This window comes from Rhodospirillum centenum SW (assembly GCF_000016185.1).
Lineage (GTDB): Bacteria > Pseudomonadota > Alphaproteobacteria > Azospirillales > Azospirillaceae > Rhodocista > Rhodocista centena.
The window spans coordinates 2,568,733-2,585,350 of sequence record NC_011420.2 but is presented as its reverse complement, the minus strand read 5'-3'; the positions used below and the strand labels follow the sequence as shown (position 1 = coordinate 2,585,350).

The following is a 16,618-nucleotide window of genomic DNA, read 5'->3' as shown; positions in this document are numbered from 1 at the left end:
GATGAAACGACCGTCCGGCGGATGGCCGGGTGCGGTCCCGGTCCGCCCCTCCGTCGGCCAGGGAGCAGACGCCATGCGCCGCTACATTCCGTTCCCCCGGATCGAAGGCACGGCGTCGCGCCAGGCGCACGCCGACCTGCCGCCCGGCACCTATGAGCGCGAGATCGGCAAGGAGGGCTTCTTCGGCCCCGCCACCCACATGTACCACCGCCACCCGCCCACCGGCTGGCTGGGCTGGGAGGGGCCGCTGCGCCCGCGCGCCTTCGATCTGGTGCGAGACCTGCCCGCGGCGGCCGGTCCGTGGCAGGCGCGGCCGGTGCTGTCGAACGCCCACACGGCCCTGCGCATCTGGCAGTGCGACACCGCCATGGACCATCTGGTCCGCAACGGGGATGGTGACGAACTGGTCTTCGTCCACCAGGGGGCGGGCGACCTCTTCTGCGACTACGGGCATCTGGCGGTGGAGGCGGGCGACTATGTCGTGCTGCCGCGGGGGACGATGTGGCGGCTGGTTCCGCACCGGCCGGTGACGGCGCTGCTGGTCGAGGCGACGGGATCGACCTACCAGCTTCCCGACCGCGGCATGGTGGGGCCGCATGCCGTGTTCGACCCGGCGGTGCTGGACACCCCCGCCATCAATGACGCCTTCCTGGCACAGCAGGACCATGCCGGGCCGGACGGCATCTGGCGGGTGGCGGTGAAGCGGGGCGGCCGGCTGTCCACCGTCAGCTATCCCTTCAACCCGCTGGATGCGGTGGGCTGGAAGGGCGATCTGGCGCCGGTGCGGCTGAACGTGCGGGACATCCGGCCGCTGATGAGCCACCGCTACCACCTGCCGCCCAGCGCCCACACCACCTTCGTGGCGGACCGCTTCGTCGTCTGCACCTTCACCCCGCGGCCGTTCGAGACGGACGAGGGGGCGCTCAAGGTGCCGTTCTTCCACAACAACGACGACTATGACGAGGTGCTGTTCTACCACGCTGGCGATTTCTTCAGCCGCGACAACATCAAGGCCGGCATGCTGACCTTCCACCCCTGCGGCTTCACCCACGGGCCGCACCCCAAGGCGCTGGCCCGGGCATTCCGGCAGAGCAAGGAGGCCACGGACGAATATGCCGTCATGCTGGACACCCGCGACGCGCTGGAGGTCGCCCCCGGCCTGGAGGCGGTGGAACTGGCCGCCTATGCCGAAAGCTGGCGCACGCGCTGAGGACCGGAGCCCATGAAACTCGCATCGCTCAAGGCCGGCGGCCGCGACGGCACCCTGGTGGTGGTCAGCCGCGACCTTTCCCGCTGCGCCCCCGTGCCCGCCGTCGCCCGCACCCTGCAGGAGGCCCTGGACCGCTGGGCCGAGGTCCGGCCGCGGCTGGAGGGCATCGCCGCCGGACTGGAGACCGATGGCGGCGTCGAAGGCGTGATGCCCTTCGATCCGGACGCCTGCCACAGCCCCCTGCCGCGTGCCTTCCAGTGGGCGGACGGGTCGGCCTACGTCAACCATGTGGCGCTGGTGCGCAAGGCGCGCGGCGCGGAGATGCCGGACAGCTTCTGGACCGACCCGCTGATGTACCAGGGCGGCAGCGACAGCTTCCTCGGCCCGCGCGACCCGATCCTGGCGGCGGACGAGGGCTGGGGCATCGACCTGGAGGCGGAGGTGGCGGTCGTCACCACCGACGTGCCCATGGGGATCGACCCGGCGGCGGCGCTGGACCGGATCGCGCTGGTCATGCTGGTCAACGACGTCTCCCTGCGCGGCCTGATCCCCGGCGAACTGGCCAAGGGCTTCGGCTTCTTCCAGTCCAAGCCGTCCAGCGCCTTCAGCCCCGTCGCGGTGACGCCGGACGAACTGGGCGGGGCCTGGCGGGAGGGGAAGCTGCACCGGCCGCTGCTGTCCTGGATCAACGGCCAGCCCTTCGGCCGGCCGGACGCCGGCACCGACATGACCTTCGATTTCGGCCGGCTGGTCGCGCACGCGGCGAAGACCCGGCCGCTCTGCGCCGGCAGCATCATCGGCTCCGGCACCGTCTCCAACCGCGACCCCGACGGCGGCCCCGGCCGGCCCATCGCGGAGGGGGGCTGCGGCTATTCCTGCCTTGCCGAGATCCGCACGGTGGAGATGCTGCGGGAGGGCCGTCCGAGGACACCCTTCCTGCGCTTCGGCGACCGCGTGCGGATCGAGATGCTGGACGCGGACGGCCGCAGCATCTTCGGCGCCATCGAACAGACGGTGGCGCCCGGCGGAAGCGGGGCGGCGGGCGGGCGATGAAGCTCTATACCTATTTCCGCTCCTCCGCCGCCTACCGGGTGCGGATCGCCCTGAACCTCAAGGGCATCGCCTGGGAGTCGGCCTGCATCCATCTGGTCAAGGACGGCGGCCAGCACCGCCGCCCGGACTATCTGGCGCTCAACCCGCAGGGGCTGGTCCCGGCGCTGGAGGACGGGGGCCAGCTCCTCACCCAGTCGCTCGCCATCCTGGAATATCTGGAGGAGACGCACCCCGAACCGCCGCTGCTGCCGGCGGCGGCGCTGGAGCGGGCCCGGGTACGGGCGGTCGCGCTGGCCATCGCCTGCGACATCCACCCGATCAACAATCTGCGGGTCCTGACCTATCTCCGCCGCACCCTGGGCCAGCCGGACGACACGGTGAACGCCTGGATCCGGCACTGGATCGAAAGCGCGCTGGCGGCGCTGGAGACGATGGTGGCGCCCACGGCCGGCCGCTGCTGCTTCGGCGACGCGCCGACCCTGGCGGATGTCTGCCTGGTGCCGCAGCTCTTCAACGCCCGCCGCTTCGACTGCGACCTGGACGCCTGCCCGACCCTGCTGCGCATCGACGCGCACTGCCGCGAGCTGCCGGCCTTCCGGGACGCGGCCCCGGAGAACCAGCCGGACGCCGCGGTGTAGCCGGCAGGGCACGCGGGGCAGAACACGCGGGGCAGAGGGCGCGGGGGTCAGGGCGCGCGGGGCAGGGGCGCCGGCGCCGGGGGTGGACCGGCGGGGGCGGGTTGCGGCAGCATCGGGGCTGCTGCCGATCGCCGCAGCCTCCCCTATACCTCCTGGTTCCTTCCCCCCGACCGTCTTCCCCCGACTGTCTGCCGCCGAGCGCCCGACCATGCCCTTCGACCTGACCCCGCTCGACCTCCTGGCGCTCGGCTGCTTCGCCGGCACCTGGGCCCTGCACGGCCTGCTGGTGGACCGCCACCTGTCCGGCCTGAAGAGCCTGAACCGGCGCATGCATCAGGTCCGCCGGGCCTGGATGCGGAACATGCTGCTGCGCGAGAACCGGATGATGGACAGCATGCTGCTGGGTCATCTGATCGGCTCGGCCAGCTTCTTCGCCTCCACCTCCGTGCTGCTGCTGGCCGGCCTGCTGGGCGTGCTGGCCGCGGCGGACGATGCGCACCGGGTGGTGACGGAACTGGGCTTCACCGTGGCGACCAGCCGGCACCTGTTCGAGCTGAAGGTGCTGTTGCAGATCGCCGTCTTCATCCTGGCCTTCTTCAACTTCACCTGGTCGCTGCGGCAGTTCAACTACACGGTGGCGCTGCTGGGCGCGTCCCCGGTCGGCATCGGGCGGGGGGCGGCGGATGCTGACATGGTGGGCACCGTGCGGGTGGACGCGGCCACGGCGGAGCAACTGGCGGACGAGGCGGCGACCGTGCTGTCGCTGTCGGTGCGCAGCTTCAACGGCGGGCTGCGCTGCTACTACTATGCGCTCGCCTCGCTGGGCTGGCTGGCCGGGCCGGTGCCCTTCATGGCCTTCACCCTGGGCGTCTTCGCGCTGCTGCTCTGGCGCCAGTTCGTCTCCGGCACCGCCCGCACGGTGGCGGTCTTCTCCGGCATCGTGGCGCCGCGCGGCGGCGGCCCGACCCTGCCGGCCTGATGATCCTGCCGGCGTAGACCCTCCGTGGCCGGCCGGCCCTACCCCCGGTAGGGGTGCCGGCCACCGCGGGGGTCGGTGACGGTCCAGCCGCCGGCGCCGTCCGGTTCGGCGTGGGTCGGCGTCAGCGGCACCTTGCCGTGCCCGCCGGGGATGTCCAGCACGTAGGTCGGCTGGCACAGGCCGGAGACGTCGCCGCGCAGGGCCCGCATCAGGGCCTGCCCCTCGGCGACGGTGGTGCGGAAATGCGCCGTGCCCTTGGCCAGATCGCCCTGGTGCAGGTAGTGCGGCTTGACCCGGGCCGCGACCAGGGCGCGGAAGGTGCGGGCCAGCGTCTCCACATCGTCGTTCACGCCCTTCAGCAGCACCGACTGCGACAGCATCGGGATGCCGGCATCGACCAGCCGGGCGATGGCGGCGCGCGCCTCCTCCGTCAGCTCCTTCCAGTGGTTGGCGTGCAGCATCACCCAGGTGGTCAGGCGCCGGCCGCGCAGGGCGGCCACCAGCTCCGCCGTCACCCGCTCGGGATCGACGACGGGCACGCGGCTGTGCAGGCGCACGATGCCGACATGGGGGATGGCGTCCAGCCGCGCCACGATCTCCGCCAGCCGGCGGGGCGACAGGATCAGCGGGTCGCCGCCCGTCAGGATCACCTCCCAGATCTCCGGCCGGGCGGCGATGTAGTCCAGCGCGGCGTCCAGGTCGGCCCCGTCCAGCGTCTCGGCGCCGGGGCCGACCATCTCCCGCCGGAAGCAGAAGCGGCAGTAGACGGGGCAGGTGTGGACCGGCTTCAGCAGCACCCGGTCGCGGTAGCGGTGGACGATCCCCTTCACCGGGGAGAAGGGGGCGTCCCCGATCGGGTCGGCCAGTTCCTCCGGGCGCGTCTCCAGCTCCGCCGGGTCGGGCAGGAACTGGCGGGCCACGGGGTCGGCGGGGTCGGTCGGGTCCACCAGCTCGGCCACGGCCGGGGTGACGGCCACGGCGAAGCGGCGGGCCACCGCCTCCAGCGCCGGCAGGCGGCCGTCGTCCGGCAAGAGGCCGGCATCGGCCAGGGCGCCGGGGCTGCGGAGGGTGCGGGCGGGTCTGATCCTGTCACGCGGCATGATGCCGCCGATAGGCCCCCGCCGCCCCGCCGCTGTCAAGCCGGGAGGGGCAGGCGGGCAGCGGGCATGCGGGCAGGGGGTATGCAGGCGGGGCCGGCCGGTCGGGAAACGTCAGCCGCCGGCCGACGGGGCGACGGTGAAGGACGCTTCGGTCTTGCTGCGGATCTCGTCCAAGGTGCAGCCGGGCGCCGTCTCGACCAGGATCATGCCGCCGTCGCCCTTCTTGTCGATGGTGAAGACGCCCAGGTCGGTGATGACCATGTCCACCACCCGCGCGCCCGTCAGCGGCAGGGTGCAGCGGTGCAGCAGCTTGGGCTCGTCCTTGCCGGTGGCCTTGTCGCGGGCGCTGTGCTCCATCACCACGACGACCTTCTTGACCCCGGCCACCAGGTCCATGGCGCCGCCCATGCCCTTGACCATCTTGCCCGGGATCATCCAGTTGGCGAGGTCGCCGTTCTCCGCCACCTGCATGGCGCCCAGCACGGACAGGTCGATATGGCCGCCGCGGATCATCCCGAAGCTGTCGGCCGAGCTGAAATAGCTGGAATAGGGCAGCTCGGTGATCGTCTGCTTGCCGGCATTGATCAGGTCGGGGTCCTCCTCTCCCTCGAAGGGGAAGGGGCCCATGCCCAGCATGCCGTTCTCGCTCTGCAAGGTCACCTTCATGCCCTCGGGGATGAAGTTGACCACCAGGGTCGGGATGCCGATGCCCAGGTTGACGTAGAAACCGTCGCGCAGCTCGCGGGCGGCGCGGGCGGCCATCTCCTCACGGGTCCAAGCCATTCGGTCCTCCCTCAGGCGCGCTTGCGGACGGTGCGCTGCTCGATGCGCTTCTCGTAGGCAGCCCCCTGGACGATGCGCTGCACGTAGATGCCGGGGGTGTGGATGTGGTCGGGGTCGATCTCCCCGGGCTGCACCAGCCTCTCCACCTCGGCCACCGTGACCTTGCCGGCGGTGGCCATCATCGGATTGAAGTTCCGCGCCGTCTTCCGGTAGACGAGGTTGCCCTCGGTATCCCCGATCCAGGCCTTGACGATGGCAAGATCGGCGACCAGCCCGCGCTCCATGACGTAGCGTTCGCCGTCGAACTCCCGGATCTCCTTGCCCTCGGCCACGATCGTGCCGACGCCGGTCTTCGTGTAGAAGGCCGGGATGCCCGCCCCGCCGGCGCGGATGCGCTCGGCCAGCGTGCCCTGGGGATTGAACTCCAGTTCCAGCTCGCCCGACAGGTACTGCTGGGCGAACAGCTTGTTCTCCCCGACATAGCTGCTGATCATCTTGCGGATCTGCCGCGTCTCCAGCAGCACGCCCAGGCCGAAGCCGTCCACGCCCGCATTGTTGGAGATGACGGTCAGCCCCGTCACGCCGGACTCGCGGATCGCGTCGATCAGCGTCTCCGGGATGCCGCAGAGGCCGAAGCCGCCGGCCATGATGGTCATGTCGTCGCGCAGCAGGCCGGCCAGGGCGGCGACGGCGTCGGGATGGACCTTCTTGATCATGGCAGTCCTTCGGCCTCCGTTCCCGGGGTGTCAGGTATCGCATCTGCTCTTAGTGCGGGGCCGGGGGGAGTGTCAACCGACGGGGGCGAAAATCGAATCGGTTTTCAGGTCAGTCCGCCAGCCGGTCAGACCTGATGAACCGCTGCTCTTTCGCGCGTCCGCATCCCGGCCATGATGCACCGGCCATGGACGGCGCGCCCGCGATGCGTTAGGCCATCCCCCGATTTCCCGGAACCCGATCCCGACCGCGCCAGGACCTTCCGTCCCGTGCGCCCGGACCGTGTGACCATGACCGATCTGATCCTCGCCACCGCCGTCGCCTTTCTCGTCACCATCGACCCGATCGGCCTGGGTCCCGTCTTCGCCGGACTGACCGCGGGCATGGAGCATTCCGTGCGCCGGCGGATGGCGGTGAAGGGCGTGCTGATCGGTGCCGGCCTGCTGTTCGTCTTCGCGCTGGTGGGTGAGGGGCTGCTGAAGGCCCTGGGCATCGGTGTCGGCGCCTTCCGCATCGCCGGCGGCATCCTGCTGCTGCTGCTGGCGATCGAGATGGTGTTCGCGCGGGAGAGCGGCATCCGCGCCACCCCCGACGAACGGGCGGAGGCGCAGGACAAGGTGATGCACGATGCCGACATCTCCGTCTTCCCGCTGGGCATCCCGCTGATCGCCGGCCCCGGCGCCATGACCTCGGTCGTGCTGCTGATGGGCCGCGCTTCGGGCGACCTCGCCTCGCAGGCGGTGGTGCTGGGCGTGCTGGCGGCGGTGCTGGCGCTGACGCTGGTGGTGCTGCTGTTCGCGGCCGAGGTCAGCCGCTTCATGGGCGTGACCGGCATCAACGTGGTGAACCGCGTGCTCGGCATCCTGCTGGCCGCTCTGGCCTGCCAGTTCGTCATCGACGGGCTGATCGAAAGCGGCGTACTGCACCGCTAGGCCCCCCTGCGCCGCTAGGTCCCCGGATCAGGACGATCCCGGCGACGTTCCGCCGGGGTCCGCCGCGGCCTGCCAGGGGTCGTAGGTGCCGAAGTGCCAGAGATGGCCTTCCGGGTCCCGCACGGTGAAGCAGCGGGAGCCGTAGTCCGTGTCGATCACCCCGCCTTCCAGGGCCGTCGCCCCCTCCGCCGTCACCCGCGCGTGCAGCGCGTCCACGTCGTGGATCAGCAGGCAGGTGCAGGCGACCCCGCCCCCCTCCGGTCCGGGGGCGCGGAAGCCGACATAGCGGTCCTCCCTGTCGCTGCCCAGCATCACCATGCCGCCGCCCAGCACGAGCTGCGCGTGGGCGATGCCGCCCTCGCCATCCGGCACCACCAGATGCCGCGTGAAGCCCACGACCCGGCAGAGCCAGTCGATGGCCGCCCCGGCGTCGCGGTAGCGCAGGGCGGGGCAGACGGCGCCCTCGACCCCTGCCATCCCGATGGTTCCGGCCGCCCGCGTCTCCGCCATCGACCCGCCTCCCTGCCCGTCCGTTGAAGTGCCCGTTCCTTGAAACGCCCAGGCTACAGGATCGGCTTAAGCGGACGCCATGGCGTCCAGGGAGGCGATACGGGAATATGACAGGGGGGGCAGGGGGGCGGCCACCAGGGCGCCTGCCCGTCCGATGGCGCAGCGGCGCGCCGCCCGCTAGCGGTTCCGCGGCTCGCGGCGCAGGCCCCTGGCCTCCAGCGCGGCCAGGTAGGCGGACCACAGGTCGGCCTGCCGGCTGCCCAGCTCGTGCAGATAGCTCCAGGTGAACAGGCCGGTGTCGTGCCCGTCGTCGAAGACGATGCGGACGGCATAGTTGCCGACCGGCTCCAGCGACGCGATGCCGACCCCGGCCTTGCCGGCCACCAGCTTTTTCTGGCCGGGGCCGTGGCCCTGCACCTCGGCCGACGGGCTCTCGACCCGCAGGAATTCCGCCGGCAGGGCGAAGCGGCTGCCGTCGTCGAAGGCGACCAGCAGGGTCCGCTCCGCTTTCTTCAGGCGGATCTCCGTCGGCCAGGGGCGGCTGCCGCCCTCCGCCATGGCGGGGCTCAGCCGGCGCGGGCCGGGGCGCCGTCCAGCGGACGGGCCTCGTCCACCAGCATGATCGGGATGCCGTCGCGGATCGGATAGGCCAGCTTGGCCTGGTCGCTGACCAGTTCCTGGCGGTCGGCGTCGTAGCGCAGCGGACCCTTGGTCAGCGGGCAGACCAGGATCTCCAGCAGCTTGGGGTCAACCTTGGCGGCGTCGGCCATGGCGGGAACTCCTTGTCGATGCTGAGGGACGGTGCGGAAGAACGGTACGGCGACGGGCGCTGCGGCCGGCGTCAGTGCCGGGCCGCTTCGCCGTCGCGCCTGTCGTGCACCGCCATCTCGATCAATGCAAGCAGCATGTCGGCGCGCTGGGGCAGGTCCGCCACCTCCAGCAGGGCCTGTTTCTCCCGCGGTCCGAACGGGCAGATCATGGACAGGGTGGTGACCAGCCGCTCGTCGGGCGTGCTCTCGATGGCGTCCCAGTTGGCCTGCATGCCGTGCTGCTGGAAGAAGGTCCGCAGCGCCGAGGTCAGCCGCGGCCGGTCGATGCACTGGCAGGCATCCTCCGTCAGGTCCAGGGCGAAGGGAGACCAGTCCGGCACCACGCGGCGGTAGCCGCGGGTGGTCGGCACCTCCTCCGTCACCAGGAACCGGCAGACGCCGGTCAGGGTGACGAGGAAGCGGCCGTCCTCGGTCTCCGAGAAGGAGGTGATGCGGCCGGCGCAGCCCACGTCCAGCAGGCCGGGATTGCGGCAGCGGTCCGCCGGGTCGGCCGGCTGGATCATCCCGATCATCCGGTCGGCGGCCAGCGCATCCTGCATCATGGCGAGGTAGCGCGGCTCGAAGATGTTCAGGGGCAGCTTGCCGCGTGGAAGCAGGAGCACCCCCGTCAGGGGGAAGACGGGGATGCTCTGCGGCAGCGACTCGAAGGTCGGATCGAAGGGGTTCAGGGTCATGAAAATAAGATAGAGGACAATTTCCGCCGGGCCATGACCGTCAGCTTGTCCGTGGGGCCGAAAGCCTCAAAAAATTTGAGGAGCTGCTTCCGGGCGGCCTGTTCGTTCCAGTCGCGGTCGCGCTTCACGATCTCCAGCAGCGCCTCCACCGCCGCCTCGGCCTTGCCGGCGGCATAGAGGGCCAGGGCCAGGTCGTAGCGCGTCTGGTGGTCGTCGGGGTCGCGGGCCAGACGGTTCATCAGCTCGGGGACCGGGCCGGCCTGCCGGGCCTGGTCTGCCAGATCGAGCTGGCTCTTCAGACCGGCCAGCTCCGGCGATTTGGCGATGGCGGCGGGGGCGCCCTCGATCAGCTTGCGCGCGTCGTCGGTCTGCCCCACGGCCAGCAGGCAGCGGACCAGCCCGACATAGGCGACGGCGTTCTCCGGCTCGGCCTGGAGCACCTCGTTGTAGACGGCGGCGGCCCCTTCCGCATCCCCCTGGTCCAGGATCTGCTTCGCCTCCTCCAGGACGGTGGCGATGTCGTCGCCTCCCGGGGCGGCGGCGCCGGTCGCCTGCAGCAGCCGGTCCACGAACTGCTTGAGCTGCGATTCGGGCAGGGCGCCGACGAATCCGTCCACCGGCCGGCCCTGGTAGAAGGCGTAGACGGCGGGAATCGACTGGATGCGGAGCTGGCCCGCCACCATCGGGTTCTTGTCGGTGTCGATCTTGACCAGCCGGACGGCGCCCTTGGCCGCCGTCACCACCTTTTCCAGCGCGGGTCCGAGCTGCTTGCAGGGGCCGCACCACGTCGCCCAGAAATCGACCAGGACCGGCACCGTGCGCGACGCCTCGATGACGTCGGCCATGAAGGTGGCGTCGCTGCCGTCCTTGATGATGTCGCCGGGGACGGTCGGCTTCGGCGCGGGGGTGGCGGGGAAGCTGGGCTGCATGGTCCTCGTCCTTGGTTGCGTGGCCTGTCGTTTCGGCCCGGTTGGTCGGCCCGTTCGGCTGGCCCGTCTGGTTGGTCCGCTCGGGATGACGGCCGCCGGGGCGACGGCCGTCGGGTGGACGGTTGGTCTTGGGCTCGGTCGCCCGCCCCTGCGGGAGGCGCGCACCGTCGCCGGGCACGGCGGAAACCGCCGGTCCGCGGGCTTATATAGTCTGCCCGCCCCCCCCTCGCCAACGGCCCCGATTTTTTCTGCAACAAACCGCTTGCAAGCCGTCGGCGGATGAGTATAGTCCGCGCTCACCGACGGGGCGCAACCCCGACGGCCGACGGCGGAGCGACGGTAACGGCAACGGAACCAGGGCGATGCGGGCGGCCGGACAGGGACCGGGTCGCAAGGCACGGAAGCAGCGTCGGCACAGAGACGGAACGCGGGCGTAGCTCAGGGGTAGAGCACAACCTTGCCAAGGTTGGGGTCGAGGGTTCGAATCCCTTCGCCCGCTCCAGTCTCAGACAAGCAAAAAAGGCCCGCGCCGACGCCGGGCCTTTTTGCTTTTCCGGATGAGCGCAGGGACGCAGCAAGCCGCCTGCGCCGGGCTGCCCCGGGCACGCCACGGCCCGCCTGGCTGCGAGCGCCGGGCCGGGGGAGGCCGGAAACCTGCCAGTCCTCGCCCATCCCCCGCCGCACCAGTCTCTGCGCCATCGACATTCGATGGGCCGTCCAGACGCACTCGACCGGACCCGACTCGGGACTGTAGGGGGGCCGCGGCAGCCGCGTGATGGTCTCCGCTACGACCAGCGCCCGCGCTCCTTGCCACCCCGCCGCCATGGCGTGGCCGAGCAGAGCGCGTGGCGGGGGGGCATGGACCAGCCGGGTACGATGCGGGTGACGCTACAGCGGACGTCAGGTCAGGGGTTCATTAAGGACTCAGCGCCCGCCGGTCAGCGGACAGGCGCGGCCGTCATGCAGGATCGCCCAGGCATGGACCACCCCGGAGCCGGTATCCGCGTCTTCGGGCACATACCCGATGAAACCCGGATATCCGGCATCGCTCACCTGACGGGCCAGCCGGCCCAGCCCTGTCTGCGCCGATATCTCGTCCCTGCGGATGCCGACCGTCCCCAGACCCGTGATGCGCCCGGCCCCGTCGGTGAAGGCGATGAGCCGCGGGGCCGCATCACTGCCCTGCCGGTGCTCCAACGCCCAGCCCACGACCCGGCGGAACGGTTGCGGTGCGCCGGGCAGTCCGGTGACGGACTCCACCGAGCCGACGCAGCGGGCAGGGTCCGCAGCCTCCGGCAGCGGGCCGCCGATCCGGTCGGTGTCCGGCACATGCCAGGGCCGGATCCCCTGCGCCGCCATCCGCTCCCGGATGTCCGCCAGCATCTGGTGGACAGGGAAGATCTGGTCGGCCACGGGATCGGTATCGACACCGAGCGCAAAGGCCATCGCCCCGTTCTCGACCTTGAAGACCAGGGCGTTGGCCTGGGGACAGGCCGCGTAGCTGCCCGCGGCAGCGATGGCCGCCAGCCCGAGAGCGGCGGCGCCGGCCGTTGCGGGGCGGGCGCGGACCGTCAGCCCGACGGCGGCGATCAGGAACAGCGCGCCGCAGATCTGATACCGGGATGTCTCTCCCGGCGTGACGTTCAGCCGCCCGAGGCCCGTCACCAGACCGATCAGGAGCATGTGCGCCATGACCAGCAGCAGGAAGGAGTCGGTTTCCGGCAGCGCCGTCCCGCGCCCGGCCGTCTCCGGCCGCCTGCGGCCGAAGAGACCGCGGATCGGCGGCAGCCCCGCCGCCCCGGCCGCCGTCAGCAGGACCACGGCCGTCACCGCGATCAGGTTCGCCCGCTCCATCGGAAGGAAGGCGGATACGGCCATGGTCAGCGGCCCGGACACGAGGTCGAGCGCATAGGCCATCAGCCCCGGCGGATCGAGCAGTGTCCGGAAGGGAGAATCATGCCCCTCGATCCAGGTCCAGGTGGCGGCATAGAGGGCGACGGTGAGCAGGAAGGCCGGCACCGTCAGCGCCAGATCAGCCCGGTGCCGGCGGCTCAGGAGCTGGAAGGCCAGAACGGGCGCCCAGGCCACCAGCCCGTAGAGGAAGCTGAAACTGCCGACGAACAGAAGGCCGGCAACGGCGGCGGCACGGGCGCTGATGATGCCGCGACAGGCGCCGGAAGCGTCCCGCGTGGCCAGCCGCATGGCTGCCGCCGATGCCAGGAGGGACAGGTAGACATGGGTCTGCTTGCTCCAGAACAGATTCTCGAAGTGAACCAGCCCGAACAGGAGCGCCAGCATTCCGAGCAGCAGCAGGCCCGACGCCCAAGGGCGGTCGCTGGTCCGCTCCGACGTCGCGCGCCAGAAGACCAGGGCCATGACGAAGGCGCACAGCCAGGAGGCGGCCACCAGCGGCCGTCCCGTTGCCCCGAGCAGATAGGTGTCGACGTAGAACAGCACCATCGGGAAGGCGGGCCGATGCTCGTTGTCGACGAAGGTGAAGAACAGGACGGGATTGAAGGCGCCGTCGATGCGGTCCAGGAACCGCAGGACGTTGACCATGTCCCAGAACGGGACCGGGAACCACCAGTCCCAGGTCAGCCATCCCCACAGGGCGACGAGAACCGCTCCGACCACCGCTGGCAGGAGATCCCGGGCGCGTGTGTCGGTCATCGTGTGTCCCGTGACGAGAGCAGGCCCGCCAGTTCGACGGGGGTGACGTTGTTGGTGCGCCGTGCGCTGATGACCGTCATCAGCGCCATGAAGACCAGTATGGCCGCCTGTCCGCAGCCGACCAGCACGAAGCCGACCACCAGGGTCAGCCACCCCGGCGTGGCGAGTCCGGAGAGCTTGGAACCGAGGGCGACGACCAGGGCCAGGGCACCCAGACCGAGGATGCCGGCGAACAGGATCGTCAGGCGGACCAGCACATCCTCGGAAAAGACGATGACGGATTTCAGTCCGTGCAGGATCAGCGCGACATAGTTCATCCTGGACGTGCCCGCATATCGGACGCCCCGGTCGCTTTTCACCCGGACCAGCCGCAGGCGGGAGGCCAGGACGGCGCCCGCCACATGCGTCGTGGTCTCTTCCATCAGCGACAGACGCTCGGCCGCGGCCCGGGTCATCACGATGAAGTTGCCGAAATCGATACGTTTTCCCGTCAGCGCCGTGAACACCGGCTTGTAGACGGTATAGAAGGCCAGGAACAGCCACGTCTCATGGCGTTTCTGCCGTTGGGCCACGGCGATGTCGGCCCCGCTTCCGGTCAGGGCGTCCAGCAGACGCGGAAGATCGACGGGACGGTCCTCGCCGTCGCCGTCCATGAAGGCGACGCGGGTCGCGCGCTCATCGCGCAACGCTTCGGCCAGACCGATGGCCAGCGCCTTCTGATGGCCGACGTTGCGCCTCAGCCGCACGACACGGCCCGCCAGCCCGGTGCGGGCCAGATCCTCCGGTCGGGGAGCATCCTCGACCGATCCGTCATCGACGAGAAGGACCGTCAACCGTGATGCCAGCGGCCCCGCGGCGAGGTCTTCCAGAAGCCGCCGCACGGCTGTCCCGTCGTTGTAGACGGGCACCACAAGGGCGATACGGCCCTGTTCATCACAGGAATCCGGGTGCAAGGAGTACGCCTTCCAGAATGGAGGTCACGGGGTCGGGAGCCGGATTAGGGACAAATGCCGGAAGCGTCAAGCGCACCGACCGATCTCCGCGCACCGCCGATCCGCGGGCGGGGCACCGTCCTGCCCCGGCGGGGGAGTGGTCCCCCAGGGTGTCTGCCGCGCCGGCCTGCCCTGTGGGCGTTCGCGCGGGACAGCATCAGGGGCCGGAACCAGTGCCGGAACGACAAGGGCCCCAGCCGTTTCCGGCTGAGGCCCTGGTCTTGATGGTGGAGCCAAGGAGGATCGAACTCCTGACCTCTACAATGCCATTGTAGCGCTCTCCCAGCTGAGCTATGGCCCCGAACCGTCTGTCTCGTCGCGCCGGCTTCTGGGTCGCCGTCGCTGTGGGCGCTGTTTATCTTCGAACCGGGGCGCCCTGGCAAGAGGAAAATTCAGCGGCCGCGCAATTTTTTCGAGGATGCCGGAAGTCCTTGGATTTCCTCGGTTCTTCCGGGCGGCCGGGGGATCGCCGCGTCAGCGGTCCTCGTCGCCCTCCACGTCCACGACCTCGCCCAGGTCGTCCTCGTCGCCCAGTTCGTCGGCATCCTCGGGCAGGACGTCCTCGTCCTCTTCGCTGCCGACCTCCTCGTCCAGATCGTCCTCCTCGATGTCGGCCACGTCCACGTCATCCGTGGTCTCCGTGTCCTCGTCGTTGCGGGCCGGTCCCTCCTCGGAATCGATGCCCAGCGTCTCGTCCTCGTCCGCCTCGACCGGGGGCTTCTTCACTTCCTCCACGGGGATCGGACGCGCCCGGCGGGAGCGCAGCAGCGCCTCGGGATCGAACACGGTGCCGCAGCTCGGGCAGGCCGGCGGTTCCTTCCGCATGTCGTAATAGCGCGTGCCGCAGTTCGGGCAGATGCGCTTCGTGCCCCATTCCGCTTTCGCCACGAGACTCCTCCTTCTTGCCGCGCGGACCCGGTGATTCCTGCGCGCTGGCTCCGGCGGGGCATCTGCCATGAAGCCCGCCCCCTGTCAAACCAAAGAATCCGCGGGCTGCGGGCGCCTGCAACCGGGGCGGGCCGCCGGCCCGCCGGCCCTGGGGCTGCCCGTTTCCCGCACCGCGCCCTCCGCCCGTCCCCGCGCCGTTCCCGGCCCTGCCGTGATGTGCTAGGAGCAGGGGGCGCCGGCACCGTCCGCCGGCGGTCCGTCCCGCCCCGTGCGGGCCGATCCGTTCCTCCTGTCTGTTGCCGGAGCCCCCATGGCCGCCTCGCCCGCCGGACCCCGCCCGCTGCTGTCCCGCCGCTCGGGCGCGCTTGCCGGCACCGTCACGGTGCCGGGCGACAAGTCGATCTCCCACCGGGCGCTGATGTTCGGGGCGCTGAGCCTGGGCGAGACGCGGATCGAGGGGCTGCTGGAGGGGGACGACGTGCTGCGCACCGCCGCCGCCCTGCGCGCCCTGGGGGCGGAAGCGGAGCGGCTTCCCGACGGCACCTGGATCACCCGCGGCCGCGGCGTCGGCGGGCTGGCCGAGCCGGCGCAGGTGCTGGACATGGGCAACAGCGGCACGGCGGCGCGGCTGCTGATGGGGCTGCTGGCGACGCATCCCTTCACCAGCGTGATGACGGGCGACGCCTCGCTGACGAAGCGGCCGATGGCGCGGGTGACGACACCGCTGGAGACGATGGGGGCGCGGTTCGCCCTGCGCTCGGGCGGGCGGCTGCCGGGGGCGGTGATCGGCACCGACCGTCCGGTGCCCATCGCCTACCGCCTGCCGGTGGCCTCGGCCCAGGTGAAGTCCGCCATCCTGCTGGCGGGGCTGAACGCGCCCGGCCGCACCACGGTGATCGAGCCGGAGCCGACGCGCGACCACACCGAGCGCATGCTGCGGCATTTCGGCATCGAGGTGACGGTGGAGGAGGCCGGCGACGGCGCCCTGGCCGCCACCGTCACCGGCCAGGGCGAGCTGACGGCGCGCGACCTGCGGGTGCCGGCCGATCCCAGCTCGGCCGCCTTTCCGGCCGTGGCCGCCCTGATCCGGCCGGGCTCCGCGCTGTCCCTGCCGGGCGTCGGCACCAACCCGCGCCGCACCGGCCTCTTCGAGACGTTGCGCGCGATGGGCGCCGACATTGCCTACGCCAACCCGCGGGAGGAGGGCGGGGAGCCCGTCGCCGACCTGCTGGTGCGCGCCTCCGGCCTGCGCGGGGTCGAGGTGCCGCCGGAGCGTGCCCCCAGCATGATCGACGAATACCCCGTCCTCTGCATCGCCGCCGCCTGCGCCGAGGGGCCCACGGTGATGCGCGGCATCGGCGAGCTGCGGGTGAAGGAGAGCGACCGGCTGGCCATGATGGCCGACGGGCTCGCCGCCTGCGGCGTCACGGTGGAGGCGGGCGAGGACTGGATGGTGGTGCATGGCCGCGGCCGACCGCCGGCCGGCGGCGCCACCGTCGCCACCGCCATGGATCACCGCATCGCCATGAGCTTCCTGGTCCTGGGCATGGCCACGGAGCAGCCGGTGCGGGTGGATGACGGCGCCTTCATCGACACCAGCTTCCCCGGCTTCGTCGCCCTGATGAACGGGCTGGGCGCGGACATCGCGGCGGCATAGGCGGGCGCCCGGCCGGACCTGTCGGAACGGTGCCGGACGTGCTATATCCGGAGGCGGTC

At 71.1% G+C, this 16,618-nt stretch carries 17 protein-coding genes and 2 tRNA genes; 7 read left to right on the top strand and 12 right to left on the bottom strand.

Annotated features, from left to right (window positions below):
* Positions 1-73 precede the first annotated feature (73 nt).
* The 4 genes from RC1_RS12040 (at position 74) to RC1_RS12025 (ending at position 3,880) form a co-directional block, all read left to right on the top strand.
* The gene (locus RC1_RS12040) at positions 74-1,210 is read left to right on the top strand and encodes a homogentisate 1,2-dioxygenase (protein ID WP_012567673.1); all 1,137 of its coding nucleotides are present in this window, start codon (positions 74-76) and stop codon (positions 1,208-1,210) included.
* 12 nt (positions 1,211-1,222) lie between these two features.
* The gene (locus tag RC1_RS12035) at positions 1,223-2,263 is read left to right on the top strand and encodes a fumarylacetoacetate hydrolase family protein (RefSeq protein WP_012567672.1); all 1,041 of its coding nucleotides are present in this window, start codon (positions 1,223-1,225) and stop codon (positions 2,261-2,263) included.
* The gene (gene maiA, locus RC1_RS12030) at positions 2,260-2,901 is read left to right on the top strand and encodes a maleylacetoacetate isomerase (protein ID WP_012567671.1); all 642 of its coding nucleotides are present in this window, start codon (positions 2,260-2,262) and stop codon (positions 2,899-2,901) included. The genes RC1_RS12035 and maiA overlap by 4 nt, the downstream gene beginning before the upstream one ends.
* A gap of 208 nt (positions 2,902-3,109) precedes the next feature.
* Positions 3,110-3,880: a DUF599 domain-containing protein gene (locus tag RC1_RS12025; protein WP_012567670.1), complete on the top strand. Its 771-nt coding sequence runs from the start codon at positions 3,110-3,112 to the stop codon at positions 3,878-3,880.
* Positions 3,881-3,918: 38 nt separating this feature from the next.
* Here RC1_RS12025 and RC1_RS12020 read toward each other — a convergent pair whose 3' ends face one another.
* The 3 genes from RC1_RS12020 to RC1_RS12010 form a co-directional block, all read right to left on the bottom strand.
* Positions 3,919-4,980 carry a lysine-2,3-aminomutase-like protein gene (locus RC1_RS12020; RefSeq protein ID WP_012567669.1) on the bottom strand — a complete coding sequence of 354 codons (1,062 nt, stop codon included), beginning with the start codon at positions 4,978-4,980 and terminating at the stop codon, positions 3,919-3,921.
* 111 nt (positions 4,981-5,091) lie between these two features.
* Positions 5,092-5,763 (bottom strand): CoA transferase subunit B, encoded by a 672-nt coding sequence (locus tag RC1_RS12015; RefSeq protein ID WP_012567668.1) that lies wholly within the window; start codon positions 5,761-5,763, stop codon positions 5,092-5,094.
* 11 nt (positions 5,764-5,774) lie between these two features.
* On the bottom strand, positions 5,775-6,479 hold the full coding sequence (locus tag RC1_RS12010) for a CoA transferase subunit A (protein WP_012567667.1): 705 nt from the start codon (positions 6,477-6,479) through the stop codon (positions 5,775-5,777).
* A gap of 288 nt (positions 6,480-6,767) precedes the next feature.
* Between RC1_RS12010 and RC1_RS12005 the strand changes: the two genes are divergently transcribed.
* Complete coding sequence (locus RC1_RS12005; protein ID WP_012567666.1) at positions 6,768-7,409, top strand: MarC family protein; 642 nt, start codon at positions 6,768-6,770, stop codon at positions 7,407-7,409.
* A 27-nt stretch (positions 7,410-7,436) separates the two neighbouring features.
* Here the strand turns inward: RC1_RS12005 and RC1_RS12000 are convergent, their stop codons facing one another.
* The 5 genes from RC1_RS12000 to RC1_RS11980 form a co-directional block, all read right to left on the bottom strand.
* Complete coding sequence (locus tag RC1_RS12000) at positions 7,437-7,919, bottom strand: VOC family protein (RefSeq protein WP_012567665.1); 483 nt, start codon at positions 7,917-7,919, stop codon at positions 7,437-7,439.
* Positions 7,920-8,096: 177 nt separating this feature from the next.
* Positions 8,097-8,477: a gamma-butyrobetaine hydroxylase family protein gene (locus RC1_RS11995; protein WP_012567664.1), complete on the bottom strand. Its 381-nt coding sequence runs from the start codon at positions 8,475-8,477 to the stop codon at positions 8,097-8,099.
* Positions 8,478-8,485: 8 nt separating this feature from the next.
* On the bottom strand, positions 8,486-8,689 hold the full coding sequence (locus tag RC1_RS11990; protein WP_012567663.1) for a Trm112 family protein: 204 nt from the start codon (positions 8,687-8,689) through the stop codon (positions 8,486-8,488).
* Positions 8,690-8,760: 71 nt separating this feature from the next.
* Positions 8,761-9,423 carry an LON peptidase substrate-binding domain-containing protein gene (locus tag RC1_RS11985; RefSeq protein WP_012567662.1) on the bottom strand — a complete coding sequence of 221 codons (663 nt, stop codon included), beginning with the start codon at positions 9,421-9,423 and terminating at the stop codon, positions 8,761-8,763.
* Positions 9,420-10,352, bottom strand: coding sequence for a thioredoxin family protein (locus RC1_RS11980; RefSeq protein ID WP_012567661.1), 933 nt, complete (start codon positions 10,350-10,352; stop codon positions 9,420-9,422). Before RC1_RS11980 ends, RC1_RS11985 begins: the two co-directional genes overlap by 4 nt.
* A 427-nt stretch (positions 10,353-10,779) precedes the next feature.
* On the opposite strand from RC1_RS11980, the gene RC1_RS11975 reads away from it, so the two are divergent.
* Positions 10,780-10,854: transfer RNA gene (locus tag RC1_RS11975), tRNA-Gly, on the top strand.
* Between the two features lie 422 nt (positions 10,855-11,276).
* On the opposite strand, the gene RC1_RS11970 is transcribed toward RC1_RS11975, so the two are convergent.
* From RC1_RS11970 to RC1_RS11955, 4 genes are all read right to left on the bottom strand, one after another.
* Positions 11,277-13,022 (bottom strand): hypothetical protein, encoded by a 1,746-nt coding sequence (locus RC1_RS11970; protein WP_012567660.1) that lies wholly within the window; start codon positions 13,020-13,022, stop codon positions 11,277-11,279.
* Positions 13,019-13,975 (bottom strand): glycosyltransferase, encoded by a 957-nt coding sequence (locus RC1_RS11965; RefSeq protein WP_012567659.1) that lies wholly within the window; start codon positions 13,973-13,975, stop codon positions 13,019-13,021. Before RC1_RS11965 ends, RC1_RS11970 begins: the two co-directional genes overlap by 4 nt.
* A gap of 264 nt (positions 13,976-14,239) precedes the next feature.
* Positions 14,240-14,315: transfer RNA gene (locus RC1_RS11960), tRNA-Ala, on the bottom strand.
* A gap of 173 nt (positions 14,316-14,488) precedes the next feature.
* Positions 14,489-14,902: a TIGR02300 family protein gene (locus RC1_RS11955; protein ID WP_012567658.1), complete on the bottom strand. Its 414-nt coding sequence runs from the start codon at positions 14,900-14,902 to the stop codon at positions 14,489-14,491.
* Positions 14,903-15,212: 310 nt separating this feature from the next.
* Between RC1_RS11955 and aroA the strand changes: the two genes are divergently transcribed.
* Positions 15,213-16,559, top strand: coding sequence for a 3-phosphoshikimate 1-carboxyvinyltransferase (gene aroA / locus RC1_RS11950; RefSeq protein WP_012567657.1), 1,347 nt, complete (start codon positions 15,213-15,215; stop codon positions 16,557-16,559).
* The last annotated feature ends 59 nt before the right edge of the window (positions 16,560-16,618 follow it).

Coding starts and splice junctions, on each gene's coding strand:
- RC1_RS12035 (WP_012567672.1), top strand. CDS start 1,223: ATGAAACTCGCATCGCTCAAGGCCGGCGGCCGCGACGGCACCCTGGTG.
- RC1_RS12000 (WP_012567665.1), bottom strand. CDS start 7,919: ATGGCGGAGACGCGGGCGGCCGGAACCATCGGGATGGCAGGGGTCGAG.
- RC1_RS12040 (WP_012567673.1), top strand. CDS start 74: ATGCGCCGCTACATTCCGTTCCCCCGGATCGAAGGCACGGCGTCGCGC.
- aroA (WP_012567657.1), top strand. CDS start 15,213: ATGGCCGCCTCGCCCGCCGGACCCCGCCCGCTGCTGTCCCGCCGCTCG.
- RC1_RS12005 (WP_012567666.1), top strand. CDS start 6,768: ATGACCGATCTGATCCTCGCCACCGCCGTCGCCTTTCTCGTCACCATC.
- RC1_RS11970 (WP_012567660.1), bottom strand. CDS start 13,022: ATGACCGACACACGCGCCCGGGATCTCCTGCCAGCGGTGGTCGGAGCG.
- RC1_RS12020 (WP_012567669.1), bottom strand. CDS start 4,980: ATGCCGCGTGACAGGATCAGACCCGCCCGCACCCTCCGCAGCCCCGGC.
- RC1_RS11985 (WP_012567662.1), bottom strand. CDS start 9,423: ATGACCCTGAACCCCTTCGATCCGACCTTCGAGTCGCTGCCGCAGAGC.
- RC1_RS11990 (WP_012567663.1), bottom strand. CDS start 8,689: ATGGCCGACGCCGCCAAGGTTGACCCCAAGCTGCTGGAGATCCTGGTC.
- maiA (WP_012567671.1), top strand. CDS start 2,260: ATGAAGCTCTATACCTATTTCCGCTCCTCCGCCGCCTACCGGGTGCGG.
- RC1_RS12010 (WP_012567667.1), bottom strand. CDS start 6,479: ATGATCAAGAAGGTCCATCCCGACGCCGTCGCCGCCCTGGCCGGCCTG.
- RC1_RS12015 (WP_012567668.1), bottom strand. CDS start 5,763: ATGGCTTGGACCCGTGAGGAGATGGCCGCCCGCGCCGCCCGCGAGCTG.
- RC1_RS11995 (WP_012567664.1), bottom strand. CDS start 8,477: ATGGCGGAGGGCGGCAGCCGCCCCTGGCCGACGGAGATCCGCCTGAAG.
- RC1_RS11980 (WP_012567661.1), bottom strand. CDS start 10,352: ATGCAGCCCAGCTTCCCCGCCACCCCCGCGCCGAAGCCGACCGTCCCC.
- RC1_RS12025 (WP_012567670.1), top strand. CDS start 3,110: ATGCCCTTCGACCTGACCCCGCTCGACCTCCTGGCGCTCGGCTGCTTC.